Below are 14,987 nucleotides of genomic sequence, written 5' to 3'. Positions count from 1 at the left end.
ATGAGGAATACCTGATGCCCAATCGTCTCCCCGTTACTGTGCTGTCCGGATTCCTCGGCGCCGGCAAAAGCACGCTGCTCAACTACGTCCTGCGCAACCGCGAAAACCTGCGGGTGGCGGTGATCGTCAACGACATGAGCGAAATCAACATCGATGGCAGTGAGGTCCAGCGCGACGTCACCCTCAATCGCGCCGAAGAAAAACTGGTGGAGATGAGCAACGGCTGCATCTGCTGCACCTTGCGCGAAGACTTGCTGGAAGAAGTCGGAAAGCTCGCCAAGGAAGGTCGGTTCGATTACCTGTTGATCGAGTCCACTGGGATCTCCGAGCCGTTGCCGGTGGCGGAAACCTTCACGTTTCGCGACGAAGACGGCCAGAGCCTGGCGGACATTGCCCGGCTCGACACCATGGTCACCGTGGTCGACGGCATGAACTTCCTGCTCGACTACCAGGCTGCCGAAAGCCTGGCGTCCCGGGGCGAAACCCTCGGTGAAGAGGACGAGCGCTCGATCACCGACCTGCTGATCGAGCAGATCGAATTTGCGGATGTGATCCTCATCAGCAAGATCGACCTGATCAGCAGCAGTGAGCGCGAGGAGTTGATGGCGATCCTGGAGCGCTTGAACTCCCAGGCTGAAATCATCCCGATGGTCATGGGCGAAGTGCCGTTGGCGAAGATCCTCAACACCGGCCGTTTTGACTTCGAGCGTGCTTCCCAGGCGCCGGGCTGGTTGCAGGAACTGCGTGGCGAACACCTGCCGGAAACCGAAGAGTACGGCATCGCCTCCACCGCCTATCGCGCCCGCCGCCCGTTCCACCCGCAGCGGTTTTTCGACTTTATCGACCGGCCTTGGGTGAATGGAAAACTGCTGCGTTCCAAGGGCTTTTTCTGGCTGGCCAGCAAACACCAGGACGCCGGTAGCTGGTCCCAGGCTGGCGGCCTGATGCGCCATGGGTTTGCCGGGCGCTGGTGGCGTTTCGTGCCGAAAACCCAGTGGCCCCAGGACGAGGAAGGCACCGCCGCAATCATGAAAAACTGGCAACTGAGCACCGGCGATTGCCGGCAGGAGCTGGTGTTTATCGGCCAGAACATCGACTTCGCCCAGATGACCGCCGAGCTGGACGCTTGTTTGCTGACCGACGATGAAATGGCCACGGGTGTCGAAGGCTGGCGCTTGTTGGCCGATCCCTTTGGCCCTTGGTTCGAAGAGGCTGCCTGATGCTGGCACCGACCCTGAAACTGCGCCCGGTGGTTCGCCAGACCCACGGCGAAACCCCGGCCGTGCTCACCGATATCCTTGAGGACGGCGTGAACCTAGCGGTGTGGCAGCGTCAGTTGCCTCTGCACATCGCCGAGTTCGGCGCGTTACTGGTGGCACTCAATGAGCCATTGGCCGAGTCGCTGGTGGTTGAACTGAACAGCGAAGACGCCGAGCCAAACCTGCAGGACTTTGCATCGGGTTGCCGTGACCTTGAAGGCTACGAAGGCTTTATCGCCGATGTGTCGTGGCTGGTCAGCGCCTTTGCCTGTTTGCTGGGAGCCAAGCGTATCGGCGTGCGTTTGCGGCTATTGGACAAGGCCATGTGCCCGCGTTTTCATGTGGATCATGTGCCGGTGCGGCTGATCACTACCTACGCCGGCATTGGCAGCCAATGGCTACGCGAAGGTGTGATGGAGCGGCGGCACCTGAGCCAGGCGAGTGCTGAGCCGGAAGAATGCATTGAGCAAATCCACTGCGGTGAAGTGGCGTTGCTCAAGGGCGAAAAATGGCACGGCAACGAAGGCTTTGGCCTGATCCACCGCTCGCCGCCGCTGCAAGCGGATCAACGACGGTTGATTCTGACGCTGGATTGGTTGGCGTAACCGGGTAGGATCGAACCTCTCTACACGGTCTGAATGATGTCCACCATGCTGCAGAACATTCCCACCCACGTGATTGCCGGGCCCCTGGGCGCCGGCAAGACCAGCCTGATCAAGCACCTGCTGGCCCAGCGCCCGGCCAACGAGCGTTGGGCGGTGTTGATCAATGAGTTCGGGCAGATTGGCCTGGATGCCGCGTTGCTCACCCGTGATGACGACGGGATTGCCCTCGGTGAAGTGGCGGGTGGCTGCCTGTGTTGCGTCAACGGGGCGCCGTTTCAGGTAGGACTGGGGCGTTTGTTGCGTAAGGCCAGGCCCGACCGGCTGTTTATCGAGCCGTCCGGGCTTGGGCACCCGGCTCAATTGCTCAAGCAGCTGCGGGAAGCACCCTGGCAGCAGGTACTGGCGGTGCAGCCGTGCGTACTCGTACTGGACGCCCAGGCGTTGGCGGCGGGCAAACCTTTACCCAATGCCCAACGGGAGGCATTAGCCAGCGCCGGGCTGTTGGTATTGAACAAGAATGAAGCCTTAAGTGATGCGCAGCGCCTGTTGATTCAAGGGCAACTGCCCGATCGACCGATCTATTGGACGCAGCAGGCGCAACTGCCCTTGGCCCGGTTACCGGGTGTGAATGCTCAAGCGGCAGCGGCTGTGGATAACTTCGAGTTGCCCAAAGGCCTGGGGCAAATGCCGGCCATCTGGACGGATCCGGCATCGCCGATCTGCCTCAGCCAGGGCCAGGAGGATGGCTGGAGCATTGGCTGGCGCTGGCATCCGAGTCAGCGATTCGACGCGCGGCGCATTCAGCAATGGCTGCAATCGTTGGACTGGCGACGGGCAAAACTGGTTATCCACAGCCTGGATGGCTGGGTATCGGCCAACGCTGTGGATAACGCCGCATTGGCCTGGCAGCCCAGCGAATGGCGGCGGGATTCGCGTATCGAATTGATCTTCAGCGAAGTGCAGGACGTTGCGCAGTTACAGGGTGGGTTAACCGCTTGCCGTCAGTGACGGGTCTTGCTGTTGCCATGCTCCTGGCGCCACTGGCTTAGCTCAATGATCTCGGCGCTGGGCAATGGCGTCTTGATCTCGAACGGGTAGGGCGCCAACTCGATTTGTGCACTGTGGGCGCCGAATTGGGTGATGGTCCCCGGGTGCCGCGTTTCGCCGGTCACGGTGAATTCGAAGTTGTAGATCCGTGCCAGGCGCCGCCGCCCGCTGGCATCTTTCACAAAACCGATGCGCTTCAACGCCACGGCGCCATCGAGCAGCTCGATGTCGAGCTTGGCGCAGTGCTGCTTGACCCGTTCCAGCGCCCGCTCGCGCAGGCCGTGGTTGTGCCACAGCCAGGCGGCACCGGTCGCCAGCAGCATCAGCACGAAGATATTTCCGAGGGTCAGCATTCGATGAACTCCAACAAAGTAGGGCCAGCTTAACTGCGTCTCCGGTCTGTCGTACAGGCCGCGTTTAGTCGCATACTGCGCAGCCAGAATATCAACGGCTTTACGGAAATCCCCTGCATGAAACGTACGCCCCATCTGCTTGCGATCCAGTCTCATGTGGTCTTCGGCCACGCCGGAAACAGCGCCGCCGTGTTCCCCATGCAACGGGTCGGGGTGAACGTGTGGCCGCTCAATACGGTGCAGTTCTCCAACCACACTCAGTATGGTCAGTGGGCGGGAGAAGTGTTGGCGCCGCAGCAAATTCCTGCGCTGGTGGAAGGCATCGCGGCGATTGGCGAGCTGGGCAACTGTGATGCAGTGCTGTCGGGCTACCTGGGCAGTGCGGCCCAGGGCCGGGCGATCCTCACCGGCGTGGCGCGGATCAAGGCGATCAACCCCAAGGCTCTTTACCTGTGTGACCCGGTGATGGGGCATCCGGAAAAAGGCTGCATCGTGCCCCAGGAGGTCAGCGACTTCCTGCTGGAGGAAGCGGCGGCGATGGCCGACTTCCTGTGCCCCAACCAGCTGGAGCTGGACAGCTTTGCCGGGCGCAAGCCGCAGTCGCTGTTCGATTGCCTGGGGATGGCCCGTGCGTTACTGGCCCGCGGGCCGAAAGCGGTGTTGGTCAAGCACCTGGATTATCCCGGCAAGCTGCCGGACGGCTTCGAAATGCTGTTGGTGACGGCTGAAGGCAGCTGGCACCTGCGTCGGCCACTGCTGGCATTCCCGCGTCAGCCGGTGGGCGTGGGCGACCTGACGTCGGGCCTGTTCCTGGCGCGGGTGTTGTTGGGGGATAGCCTGGTGGCGGCCTTTGAGTTCACTGCTGCAGCGGTGCATGAAGTACTGCTGGAAACCCAGGCGTGCGCCAGCTATGAGCTGGAACTGGTGCGCGCCCAGGACCGGATTGCCCATCCGCGAGTTCGCTTCGAGGCAACCCCGATAGGGCTTTAAGGCCCGTCTGCCTTGATTTCCTGATAGCGCTTTTCCAGCTCCTGGCGAATCTGCCGGCGCTGTTGAGCCTGCACAAACCGGCGCTTGTCTTCGCTGTTCTGCGGTTGCAGCGGCGGCACGGCGGCCGGTTTGCGCTGGTCATCCACCGCGACCATGGTGAAGAAGCAGCTATTGGTGTGGCGTACCGAACGCTCACGGATGTTCTCAGTGACCACCTTGATCCCCACTTCCATCGACGTGTTGCCGGTGTAGTTGACCGAGGCCAGGAAGGTCACCAGCTCGCCGACATGGATCGGCTCGCGAAAAATCACCTGGTCCACCGACAACGTCACCACATAGCGCCCGGCATAACGGCTGGCGCAGGCGTAGGCCACTTCGTCGAGGTACTTGAGCAGCGTGCCGCCGTGCACATTGCCAGAGAAGTTGGCCATGTCAGGGGTCATCAATACTGTCATCGACAGCTGGGCGTTTCCGGGTTCCATAGCACACTCACGGGTTGTAGGCATTGGGTGGGGAGGCACCTCTGCGGGTGCTGGAATCTTTGCAGAGCCATTCATAACGGGACGCTGGGCCCAGGCTTGCCGTCACGCCTGGGGCGATCTGTTTCCATATATTGCACCGGCTTTCTGCCGCAAGTCGCGGTGTTACCCTTCAAAAGCCCGTCTCAAAGGCAATTCTTACGATCAAGGCAGACTTTTCTTTCCGTTCATTGCGACCTTTCGGGGTGCATGCGTGGAAATGGGAAAAGCGCCAGTACCCCTCAAGGAGCCCCTCGCCATGCACGCCATCAGCTTTATCCAGGACCTGGCCGTGATCATGCTGGTGGCCGGGGTGGTGACGATCCTGTTCCATCGCCTCAAGCAGCCGGTGGTGTTGGGGTATATCGTCGCCGGCTTCATCATCGGCCCGCACACCCCACCGTTTGGCCTGATCCACGACGAAGACACGATCAAGACCCTGGCCGAGCTTGGGGTGATCTTCCTGATGTTCTGCCTGGGCCTTGAGTTCAGCCTGCGCAAGCTGTTCAAGGTTGGCGCCACCGCATTTATCGCGGCGTTCCTCGAAATCATCCTGATGATCTGGATCGGCTACGAAATCGGCCGCTGGTTCGACTGGAACACCATGGACTCGCTGTTCCTGGGCGCGATCCTGGCGATTTCCTCGACCACCATCATCGTCAAGGCGCTCAATGACCTGAAGATGAAAAACCAGCGCTTTGCCCAGCTGATTTTCGGGGTGCTGATCGTCGAAGACATCCTCGGCATCGGCATCATCGCCTTGCTGTCGAGCATTGCCGTCAGCGGCACGGTCAGCTCCGGCGAGGTGTTCTCCACCGTCGGCAAGCTCTCGCTGTTCATGATTGTCGCGCTGGTGATCGGGATTTTGCTGGTGCCACGCCTGCTGGAATACGTGGCCAAATTCGAAAGCAACGAGATGCTGCTGATCACCGTGCTGGGCCTGTGCTTCGGTTTCTGCCTGTTGGTGGTCAAGCTGGAATACAGCATGGTGCTGGGGGCATTCCTGATAGGCGCGATCATGGCTGAATCCCGGCAATTGCTGAAGATTGAGCGCCTGATCGAACCGGTTCGCGACATGTTCAGCGCGATCTTCTTTGTCGCCATTGGCTTGATGATCGACCCGCAGATCCTCCTGCAATACGCCTGGCCGATTGCGGTGATTACCGTGGCCGTGGTGCTGGGCAAGATGTTGTCCTGTGGGTTGGGGGCGTTCATTGCGGGTAACGATGGCCGCACTTCATTGCGAGTGGGGATGGGGCTGTCACAGATCGGCGAATTTTCATTCATCATCGCCGCGCTGGGGATGACGTTGCAGGTCACCAGCGACTTCCTGTATCCGGTGGCGGTGGCTGTTTCTGCGATTACCACACTGCTCACACCCTATCTGATCCGTGGCGCAGACCCGCTGTCGCTGAAGATTGCCGCAGTGATGCCCAAGCGCATGAGCCGGGTGTTCGGGATGTATGGCGAGTGGCTGCGCAGCATTCAGCCCCAGGGCGAGGGTGCGATGCTGGCGTCGATGATCCGCAAGATCATTCTGCAGGTGGGGGTGAACCTGGCGCTGGTGGTGGCAATCTTCTTTGCCGGCAGCTTTTTCGCGGAGCGTATTGGCAGCTACCTGGAAGGCTGGGTCAGCGATCCGAGCTGGCAGAAGGCATTGATCTGGGGTGGGGCGTTGCTGCTGTCGCTGCCGTTTTTGATTGCGGCGTACCGCAAGCTCAAGGCGCTGTCGATGCTGCTGGCGGAGATGAGCGTGAAGCCGGAAATGGCAGGGCGCCACACTCAGCGCGTGCGCCGGGTGATCGCCGAAGTGATCCCGATTCTTTCGCTGCTGGTGATTTTCCTGCTATTGGCAGCCTTGTCGGCCAGTATCCTGCCGACCAACAAGTTGCTGGTGCTGATCGCCGTGGTGACGGCCGCAGTGGCCGCCGTGCTCTGGCGCTGGTTCATCCGCGTGCATACGCGGATGCAGGTCGCCTTGCTGGAGACCCTGGATAACCATAAGGATACGCCGGAGCACTGAGTGGGTCGCAGAGGGCTGCTTCGCAGCCCAGCGCGAGCAAGCTCGCTCGCCACAACAAGCGCCCTCGGCACACAGGGGTCTCAGCTTTCCAGCCAGACGTCCCGCGCCCAGTGCCACACCGATTCCCAGGTTTCTTCGGTGACGAGTTCTTCTTCGCCGGACCACAGCACCACGGTGCCGTCTTCCTCGACGCAGTAGTAGTCGTCGCCGTCCTGGCAGATCGGGATCATGCTGCGGTCAACACCGGCATCCCAGGCGTTGGCGGCAACGTCCGGCAGGTAGGTGTGGGACTGTGGGTCGGTGACGGTCACCGGCTCCAGGCTGCCGTAGACCACATCGCTGACGGTCAGCAGAAATTCACGGAAGACGAACGGAATATCGATGAACAGCTGTTCCTCGATTTCCACCAGTTGATCTTCGTCAGGCAGCTCCAGAGGAACCGGTACCGGTTCGTTGGCTTCACGCAATTGTTCGATAACTTCTTCCACGGCCGGGATCCTCTTGCTAGATGGCGCGGTTTATAGGGGCGTTTTATACAGTAGCTCGCTATAAGTGCAACCGTGAAATAGAAAACCCCGGACAAGTCCGGGGTTTTTGTTACTGCGTACTCAAAGCGGGCAGGGATCAGCCGTTCTGGCGGATACCGGCGACCAGCCAAGGCTGGTTTTCGCCTTGTGGGCGCTCCATGTTCCAGCTTTCGCTGAACACTTCGCCCTGGTCGAAACGCGAGGTCTTCGACACACCGCTGAAGGTCAGGGTGGCGATGGTCTTGTCGGCGCGGTCATCCACACCTTCAAGCTGCACTTTCAGGTCGTCGATGTAGGTCGACTGGAAGCCGTCGCCCAGGTCGGCACGTTCGCGCTTGAGGAACTCCAGCAGTTGCGGGGTCACGAACTCGGCGATCTTGTCCATTTCGTTGGCGTCCCAGTGTTGCTGCAGGGACTGGAAGTGGCTGCGGGCCGCTTCGACGAAGCGCTCTTCGTTGAACCAGGCGGGTGCGTTGATCACCGGACGAGCGGCGGCAGGAGCAGCCGAACCGCCGAAGATCGAACCCATGGCAGCAGGCTTTTGCTCGAACACTTCACGCTGCATCGGCGCGCCGGCGGGAGCCATGTGCTCCTGTTGCTTGCGGCGACGGGCGGCGATAAAGCGGAAGATCAGGAAGGCGATGACCGCCATGATCAGGATGTCGAAGATCTGCATGCCCTGGAAGCCGCCGCCCATGAACATGGAGGCGAGCAGGCCGCCGGCCGCGATACCGGCCAGAGGGCCCAGCCAGCGCGAAGCACCGCCAGCCTTGGCAGCAGCGCCTGCGGCACCGGCAGCGCCAGCGGTCGCAGCTGCGCCGCCCATGCCGCCGCCGGATGGGGCCATTTGGCTGGTCTGGTGGCTCGGCGCCGAGCCCATGGATTTGCCGCCACCGAAGCGCTTGGCGTTGGCGTCGAGGCTCATCGTCAGGCCGATGCACAACGCCATGGCGATGCTAAGAAAACGTTTCATAAAGGGAATTCCCATTTGTGGATTGCACGCGCGCCATGTTGCACAGGTGTGATGTCAGTGGCTAGCGGCATAGTGTTTCGGGCTTTTGCGTAGGGCCAATACCGAATCGTCTGTAGGACTTATTACAGATATTGGCCCCACCGCTGCCAAATACAAGGGTGGGGCAACATCCTTCATGTTCTACAGTTGTTTCAGATTGCTTCGAGCTTGGCGTAGCCCATCATCAGCCACTTGCTGCCTTCGGCGAAGTTCACCTGCACCCTGGCCTGGGCACCGGCGCCTTCGAAGTTGAGGATCACGCCTTCGCCGAAGATCGCGTGCTTGACCTGCTGGCCAAGGCTGAATGGCGTCTCGGGGATTTCCGAACCGGCGAACATGCTGCTGGAGTTCTGCTGCTGGCCGCCGCCGAACGGTCGGCTGACGCTGTTGGACAGACGCACTTCCTGAATCAGCCCTTTCGGCACCTCGCGTACGAAGCGCGACACCTTGTTGTAGGTCTCGCTGCCGTACAGGCGTCGGGTTTCGGCGTAGGTCATCACCAGGTTCTGCATGGCCCGGGTGATGCCCACGTAGGCCAGGCGGCGTTCCTCCTCAAGGCGGCCGGGTTCTTCCAGGCTCATCTTGTGGGGGAACAGGCCTTCTTCCATGCCCACCAGGAACACGTAGGGGAACTCCAGGCCCTTGGCACTGTGCAAGGTCATCAGCTGAATGCTGTCTTCATGCTCATCAGCCTGGGTGTCGCCGGCTTCCAGGGAAGCGTGGCCGAGGAATGCCGCCAATGGCGTCAGGTCTTCGTCTTCTTCGGTGTTTTCGAACGCGCGGGCGGCGCTGACCAGTTCCTCAAGGTTTTCTACCCGGGCCTGGCCTTTCTCGCCTTTTTCCGCTTCGTGGTAGGCGATCAGGCCGGACTGCTCGATCACGGTCTGGGTCATCAGGTGCAGGGGCATTTCCATGCACTTGGCGGCCAGGTTCTCGATCAGCTCGACAAACACGCTCAAGGCACCGGCCGCACGGCCGGTCAGGCCCTTGTTGGCGATCAGCAGGCGCATCGCTTCCCACATCGACACATCGCTGTGGCGTGCGTGGTCGCGAATCGCCTCGACGGTTTTCTCGCCGATGCCGCGGGCCGGAATGTTGATCACCCGTTCCAGCGCCGCATCGTTGCCGCGACCTTCCAGCAAGCGCAGGTAGGCCATGGCGTTCTTGATTTCGGCACGTTCGAAGAAGCGCTGGCCACCATAGATGCGATACGGAATGCGCTCGCGCAGCAGGGCCTCTTCCAATACCCGTGATTGGGCGTTGGAGCGGTAGAGAATCGCGATATCGCTGCGGGCCAGGCCGGTTTTCAGGGCGCTTTCGATGGTTTCCACCACGTAGCGCGCTTCATCGTGTTCGTTGAAGGCGGCGTACAGGTTGATCGCTTCGCCTTCGCCGCCGTCGGTCCACAGCTCTTTGCCCAGGCGCCCGGTGTTGTTGGCGATCAAGGCGTTGGCGGCCTTGAGGATCCCGGCGGTGGAGCGGTAGTTCTGTTCCAGGCGGATGGTTTCGGCGTCCGGGAAGTCGTCGCTGTACTGGTAGATGTTCTCGATTTTCGCGCCGCGCCAGCCGTAGATCGACTGGTCGTCGTCGCCCACCACCATCAGGCTGTCGCCGCCCTTGGCCAGCAGGCGCAACCAGGCGTACTGCACGGCGTTGGTGTCCTGGAACTCGTCCACCAGGATGTGGCGGAAGCGTTTCTGGTAGTGCGCCAGCAAGCCCGGGTTGTCGCGCCACAAGTCGAGGGCGCGCAGCAGCAGTTCGGAGAAGTCGATGACGCCAGCGCGCTGGCAGGCCACTTCATAGGCTTCATAAATGCTGCGCATGGTGGCCAGGAACAGGTCGCCGCTGGCCTGGATATGTTGCGGGCGCAGGCCTTCATCTTTCTGGCCATTGATGAACCACTGGGCCTGACGGACCGGCCAGCGTTGTTCATCCAGGCCCAGCTCGCGGATCACCCGCTTGACCAGGCGTTGCTGGTCGTCGCTGTCGAGAATCTGGAAGGTCTGGCTCAGGCCGGCTTCCTGCCAATGCGCCCGCAACAGGCGGTGCGCCAGGCCGTGGAAGGTGCCCACCCACATGCCGGCCGGGCTGATGCCCATCAACTGCTCGATGCGATGACGCATCTCGGCAGCGGCCTTGTTGGTGAAGGTCACCGACAGGATGGAATGCGGTGAGGCGTTCTCGACCTGGATCAACCAGGCGATACGGTGCACCAGCACTCGGGTTTTACCGGAGCCAGCACCGGCCAGGACCAACTGACGGCCAACGGGGGCCGCTACGGCCTGGCGTTGGGCATCGTTGAGGGAGTTCAGCAAAAGAGAGAGATCATCGCGCATCGGCGCATTCTAGGGTGCCCGGGGGAGTCGGGCAAATCCCAATGCCGGGTGGTCACGGGAAAACTTCTGCGTCGACACGGGATAAGGCAACAATCTATTCACGGTGATGACCGGTCGGTCATCGCCCACAGCCCGCGCCCTGTCTCACTCAAGCTGTCTGGCTCCAAGGTTTGCGCCTGATTGTCGCGCTGTTTTTATGACTTGGGGCAGTTTGGCCCGAGCGTTTGCTTGTGTATGCTCCGTCGACGTTTCGGGCTCACCATTATAAGAACACTGCCTATGACCCTTAGCATTGACCTGGCGGGACCCTCCGTGGCGCCGGCGCAGGTTATCCGCAAGCACTACGCCATGGAGATGGCGGTGGAGCGCACGCGCCTGCTTTACCAAGGCTCCCTGCTGCCTACTTTATTAATGCTGGTGAATGGACTGGTCTGCGCCTGGTTGCTCTGGAGCCCGCAGCGCTATCTGCTGGACAGCATTTGGCTGGTATGGCTGCTGGCGCTGGTGGCCTTGCGGGTAATTCAGGTGGCGGCGTTCGATTCCGCCATGCCCAGCCGCCAGGCGCAGCCGATCTGGCGACGCATGTTCATGCTGGGCTCGGCCGTCAGCGGCTTGACGCTGGCCAGTGCTGCCATCGCCCTGGTACCGGTGGACAGCTTTGCGCAACAGGCCTGGGTGTTCGGCCTGCTCGGCGCGGCGACCTTGTCCGCCAGTGTGGCCTATGCCGTCAGTCTGCCGGCTTTCCTGTCGTTTGCCGTGCCCTGCCTGGTGCCGGCCATCCTCTATTTATTCTGGAGCGGCGACCCGCAACAGCAAGGCTGGGGTTGCCTGGGCCTGATTCTGCTGGCATCCCTGAGCCTGGTGGCATGGCAGGTCAATCGCCTGATCCAGCGCGGGCTGCTCAGGCGCTTCCAGAACCAGGCGTTGATCGAGCATCTGCAGCAAGCGCAGCAACGCAGCGAGCAACTGAACCAGGAACTGGTGCGTGAGGTGGAGCAGCGGCGCCAGGTCGAACAAGAGTTGCGCGAAGCACAGATCGGCCTGCAGCAACGCGTCGATCAGCGCAGTCAGGAACTGGACGCGGCGAGCCTGGCCCTGAGCAAAAGCGAGGCGCGTCTGGCCATGGCGTTGCAGGCCAGCGAACTGGGTCTGTGGGACTGGAACCTGCAAACCGATGAGGTCCACCACACCCAGCTCAAGGAGTTGTTCGGCCTGGAGCCGGAATACGTCACGGCGATGCTCAGCCACCTCAAGCCACGCCTGCACCCGGACGACTTGCCGCTGCTCAAGCGCGCGCTGGTGGAGCACCTTAAAGGCCGCAGCGAGGACTACCTGGTGGAATACCGGGTGCGCCATGGCGATGGCCATTGGGTATGGATCCAGGACCGTGGCCGCGCCGTGGAGCGCTCGGCAGGCGGGCGCGTCACGCGGATGCTCGGTACCCGCCGCGACATCAGCGCCGGCAAGGTCCTGGAAGAACAGCAGCGCCTGGCATCGACGGTGTTTGAGGCGGCCAGCGAAGGCATTGTGATCCTCGACCCGGACTACGTGCTGATAGCCGTCAACCAGGCATTCAGCCGCGTTACCGGCTTCGACATTGACGACATGATCGGGCGCAATGTCGTGGAGCTGCCCAGCAGCCGCGACGCACGGCGCCACTTCCCGGTGATCCGCCAGGCGTTGCTCAGCCACGGCACCTGGCAGGGCGAGCTCGTGGAAACCCGCAAGAACGGCGAACTCTACCCGCAATGGCTACAACTGAATGTAGTCCGGGATATTCGGGGAAATGTCAGCCATATCGTGGGTTTCTTCGCTGATCTGTCCGCGCGGCGCGAATCCGAGGAGCGCATGCGCTACCTCACGCATTACGACGAATTGACCGGGCTGGCCAACCGCTCGCTGTTCCGCGAGCGGTTGCGCGAAGCCCATCAGCGGGTGCGCCAGGGTGGCCGCAGCCTGGCCTTGCTGCATATCAACCTGGACCGTTTCAAGCTGCTCAACGACAGCCTCGGGCATGAAGTGGCCGACCAGTTGTTGCAGAAAATGGCCCGCCGCTTGATCAACGCCTTGCCTGAGGCCGACACCATAGCGCGGCTCTCTGGCGATGAATTCGCCGTGCTGTTCGACGCCTACGGCAACCTGTCGAGCCTGGCGCGGGTGGCCACGCGGTTGCTGGCCAAGTTGCGGGTGCCGGTGACGGTGGAAGGGCACGAGCTGGTGGTCAGTGCCTCAATGGGCGTCAGCCTGTTGCCCGACAATGCGCGGGAAATATCCGCGCTGGTCAGCCAGTCGAACATGGCCATGCAGCACGCCAAGCACCTGGGCGGTAATAACTTCCAGTTCTACACCGACAGCCTGCAGGCCAGCACCCTGGAACGTTTGCAGCTGGAAAACCAGCTGCGCAAGGCGATTGATGAGCGCCAGCTTACGGTGTTCTACCAACCCAAACTGTGCCTGGCCAGTGGCAAGCTGAATGCGGCCGAAGCGTTGATTCGCTGGGAACATCCGCAGTGGGGCATGGTGCCGCCCGGCGATTTTATCGGGCTGGCCGAAGAAACCGGCCTGATCGTGCCGCTGGGGGAGTTCGTGTTGCGCCAGGCGTGCTGGCAGGCTTGTGAATGGCAACGCCAGGGGCTGGCGCCGATTCGGGTGTCGGTCAACCTGTCGGTGCACCAACTGCGCCAGGGCAAGCTGATCAGCCTGGTGCGCCAGGTGCTGGAAGAAACCGGGCTTGATCCGCAATACCTGGAGCTGGAACTGACCGAAAGCCAGCTGCTCGACAGCGTCGAGCACATCATCTCGACCTTCCAGCAACTGCGCGACCTGGGGGTGAAGCTGGCGATTGATGATTTCGGCACCGGTTACTCATCCCTCAGTTACCTCAAGCGCATCCCCGTGGACTACGTGAAGATCGACCAGACGTTCATTCGCGGCCTGGGCCAGGGACGCGAAGATGCCTCGATCACCCGCGCCATCATTGCCATGGCCCACGGGCTGTCGCTCAAGGTGGTGGCCGAGGGTGTGGAAGATCAGCAGCAGCTGGACTTTTTGCGGGATGAGCAGTGCGACGAGGTGCAGGGCTATTTGATCAGTCGGCCGGTGGAAGCGGATGGCTTGGCGGATTTGTTACGAAAAAATGCCGATTTTCCATAGTTGAGCCCAAGCCGCACGCGGGGCTACATCGAGCCTGCCCGCTGAATCAGCGGGCAGCAGCGTGATTAAGTGATGCATCGAACGGGCAAATCGGTAATTCTTGTAGTATAACTACAAGCTTGCTACATCCCTGGCGTCTGCCAATAACAAGAGTCCAGCCCTTTGAACCTGTTGCAACATATCGCCCAGTCGCGCCACCTGTTACGCAAATCGGAACTCAAGGTTGCCGATCACGTGCTGCTTGACCCTGCGGCCGTGATGCACAGTTCCATGGCCGACCTGGCCCACAGCGTGGGCATCAGCGAGCCGACCATCGTGCGCTTCTGCCGCGCCATCGGTTGCTCCGGTTTCCAGGACTTGAAGCTCAAGCTGGCCCAGAGCCTGGCGGCCGGTGCGAGCTTTGGCCAGTTTGCGATCCACGAAGACGATTCCGTCGCCGACTACAGCCTGAAAATCTTCGACACCACCCTGCACACCCTGATGGAAGTGCGCGAAAAGCTCGACCCGGTGGAGCTGCAAAAAGCCGTGACCGCCATGTCCCAGGCCCAGCGCGTGGAGTTCTATGGTTTCGGCGCGTCCGGCGCGGTGGCGGCGGATGCCCAGCACAAGTTCTTCCGTTTGCTGCTGACGGCGGCGGCCTACAGCGACCCGCACATGCAGGCGATGTCGGCGGTGACGTTGAAGCCCAGCGACGTGGCGATCTGCATTTCCCAATCCGGCCGCTCCAAGGATTTGCTGATCACCGCCAACCTGGTGCGTGAAAGCGGCGCGACCCTGATTACCCTGTGCCCGAGCCAGACGCCATTGGCAGAGCTGTCGACCGTCAACCTGGCGATCGATGTGCACGAGGACACCGAGATCTACACGCCGCTGACCTCGCGTATCGCCCACCTGGTGGTGATCGACGTGCTGGCGATGGGCGTGGCCATGGCGCGCGGCCCGAGCCTGGTCAACCACCTCAAGAGCGTGAAGCGCAGCTTGCGCAGCCTTCGGTTGTCACCCAAGTCCGTAAAAGCCCTCGACGACTGATAGTTTGTACGCGGACCCATTGTGGGAGCGGGCTTGCTCGCGAATGCGGAGTGTCAGTCACTGAATATGCTGGCTGGCCCACCGCATTCGCGAGCAAGCCCGCTCCCACATTTTGATTGGGTCCTGCCCCGCAAG

General features: G+C 61.5%; 12 protein-coding genes. 7 read left to right on the top strand and 5 right to left on the bottom strand.

Features of this window, described 5'->3' with window-relative positions:
• The first annotated feature begins 14 nt into the window (after nucleotides 1–14).
• Genes zigA through HX801_RS16950 form a run of 3 tightly spaced genes read left to right on the top strand, consistent with a single transcriptional unit; the run spans nucleotide 15 to nucleotide 2,872 of the window.
• Complete coding sequence (gene zigA / locus HX801_RS16960) at nucleotides 15–1,220, top strand: zinc metallochaperone GTPase ZigA (RefSeq protein WP_177022402.1); 1,206 nt, start codon at nucleotides 15–17, stop codon at nucleotides 1,218–1,220.
• The gene (locus HX801_RS16955; RefSeq protein ID WP_102370191.1) at nucleotides 1,220–1,864 is read left to right on the top strand and encodes a DUF1826 domain-containing protein; all 645 of its coding nucleotides are present in this window, start codon (nucleotides 1,220–1,222) and stop codon (nucleotides 1,862–1,864) included. Before zigA ends, HX801_RS16955 begins: the two co-directional genes overlap by 1 nt.
• Before the next feature lie 45 nt (nucleotides 1,865–1,909).
• Complete coding sequence (locus tag HX801_RS16950) at nucleotides 1,910–2,872, top strand: GTP-binding protein (RefSeq protein ID WP_008439499.1); 963 nt, start codon at nucleotides 1,910–1,912, stop codon at nucleotides 2,870–2,872.
• On the opposite strand, the gene HX801_RS16945 is transcribed toward HX801_RS16950, so the two are convergent.
• A complete protein-coding gene (locus tag HX801_RS16945) occupies nucleotides 2,866–3,264 on the bottom strand; it encodes a DUF3301 domain-containing protein (protein WP_003213466.1) in 399 nt (132 codons plus the stop codon). The two genes, HX801_RS16950 and HX801_RS16945, sit on opposite strands and share 7 nt — an antisense overlap.
• Before the next feature lie 117 nt (nucleotides 3,265–3,381).
• Between HX801_RS16945 and pdxY the strand changes: the two genes are divergently transcribed.
• Nucleotides 3,382–4,254 (top strand): pyridoxal kinase PdxY, encoded by an 873-nt coding sequence (gene pdxY / locus HX801_RS16940; protein ID WP_003213465.1) that lies wholly within the window; start codon nucleotides 3,382–3,384, stop codon nucleotides 4,252–4,254.
• Here the strand turns inward: pdxY and HX801_RS16935 are convergent.
• Complete coding sequence (locus tag HX801_RS16935; RefSeq protein WP_003213461.1) at nucleotides 4,251–4,736, bottom strand: acyl-CoA thioesterase; 486 nt, start codon at nucleotides 4,734–4,736, stop codon at nucleotides 4,251–4,253. The genes pdxY and HX801_RS16935 overlap by 4 nt on opposite strands.
• Before the next feature lie 295 nt (nucleotides 4,737–5,031).
• On the opposite strand from HX801_RS16935, the gene HX801_RS16930 reads away from it, so the two are divergent.
• A complete protein-coding gene (locus HX801_RS16930) occupies nucleotides 5,032–6,795 on the top strand; it encodes a cation:proton antiporter (RefSeq protein WP_177022401.1) in 1,764 nt (587 codons plus the stop codon).
• Between the two features lie 80 nt (nucleotides 6,796–6,875).
• Here the strand turns inward: HX801_RS16930 and HX801_RS16925 are convergent, their stop codons facing one another.
• From HX801_RS16925 to uvrD, 3 genes are all read right to left on the bottom strand, one after another.
• A complete protein-coding gene (locus tag HX801_RS16925; RefSeq protein WP_003213456.1) occupies nucleotides 6,876–7,283 on the bottom strand; it encodes an SMI1/KNR4 family protein in 408 nt (135 codons plus the stop codon).
• A 136-nt stretch (nucleotides 7,284–7,419) separates the two neighbouring features.
• Entirely contained in the window at nucleotides 7,420–8,295 is an 876-nt protein-coding gene (locus HX801_RS16920) for a Tim44 domain-containing protein (protein WP_003213454.1), read from the bottom strand.
• Between the two features lie 191 nt (nucleotides 8,296–8,486).
• On the bottom strand, nucleotides 8,487–10,670 hold the full coding sequence (uvrD, locus tag HX801_RS16915) for a DNA helicase II (RefSeq protein ID WP_003213452.1): 2,184 nt from the start codon (nucleotides 10,668–10,670) through the stop codon (nucleotides 8,487–8,489).
• Between the two features lie 279 nt (nucleotides 10,671–10,949).
• Here uvrD and HX801_RS16910 point away from each other — a divergent pair, with 279 nt between their 5' ends.
• Nucleotides 10,950–13,823: a GGDEF domain-containing phosphodiesterase gene (locus tag HX801_RS16910; protein ID WP_177022400.1), complete on the top strand. Its 2,874-nt coding sequence runs from the start codon at nucleotides 10,950–10,952 to the stop codon at nucleotides 13,821–13,823.
• 162 nt (nucleotides 13,824–13,985) lie between these two features.
• Entirely contained in the window at nucleotides 13,986–14,852 is an 867-nt protein-coding gene (gene hexR / locus HX801_RS16905; protein ID WP_003213447.1) for a transcriptional regulator HexR, read from the top strand.
• The last annotated feature ends 135 nt before the right edge of the window (nucleotides 14,853–14,987 follow it).

This window comes from Pseudomonas sp. G1002, assembly GCF_013385455.1.
GTDB lineage: Bacteria > Pseudomonadota > Gammaproteobacteria > Pseudomonadales > Pseudomonadaceae > Aquipseudomonas.
Note: the sequence above shows the minus strand (reverse complement) of the source record. Positions and strands in the feature narration are given on the sequence as shown.

Bases quoted from the DNA above. Each gene is read 5' to 3' on its own strand.
- zigA (WP_177022402.1), top strand. From the start codon at position 15: ATGCCCAATCGTCTCCCCGTTACTGTGCTGTCCGGATTCCTCGGCGCC.
- HX801_RS16955 (WP_102370191.1), top strand. From the start codon at position 1,220: ATGCTGGCACCGACCCTGAAACTGCGCCCGGTGGTTCGCCAGACCCAC.
- HX801_RS16950 (WP_008439499.1), top strand. From the start codon at position 1,910: ATGCTGCAGAACATTCCCACCCACGTGATTGCCGGGCCCCTGGGCGCC.
- HX801_RS16945 (WP_003213466.1), bottom strand. From the start codon at position 3,264: ATGCTGACCCTCGGAAATATCTTCGTGCTGATGCTGCTGGCGACCGGT.
- pdxY (WP_003213465.1), top strand. From the start codon at position 3,382: ATGAAACGTACGCCCCATCTGCTTGCGATCCAGTCTCATGTGGTCTTC.
- HX801_RS16935 (WP_003213461.1), bottom strand. From the start codon at position 4,736: ATGGAACCCGGAAACGCCCAGCTGTCGATGACAGTATTGATGACCCCT.
- HX801_RS16930 (WP_177022401.1), top strand. From the start codon at position 5,032: ATGCACGCCATCAGCTTTATCCAGGACCTGGCCGTGATCATGCTGGTG.
- HX801_RS16920 (WP_003213454.1), bottom strand. From the start codon at position 8,295: ATGAAACGTTTTCTTAGCATCGCCATGGCGTTGTGCATCGGCCTGACG.
- uvrD (WP_003213452.1), bottom strand. From the start codon at position 10,670: ATGCGCGATGATCTCTCTCTTTTGCTGAACTCCCTCAACGATGCCCAA.
- HX801_RS16910 (WP_177022400.1), top strand. From the start codon at position 10,950: ATGACCCTTAGCATTGACCTGGCGGGACCCTCCGTGGCGCCGGCGCAG.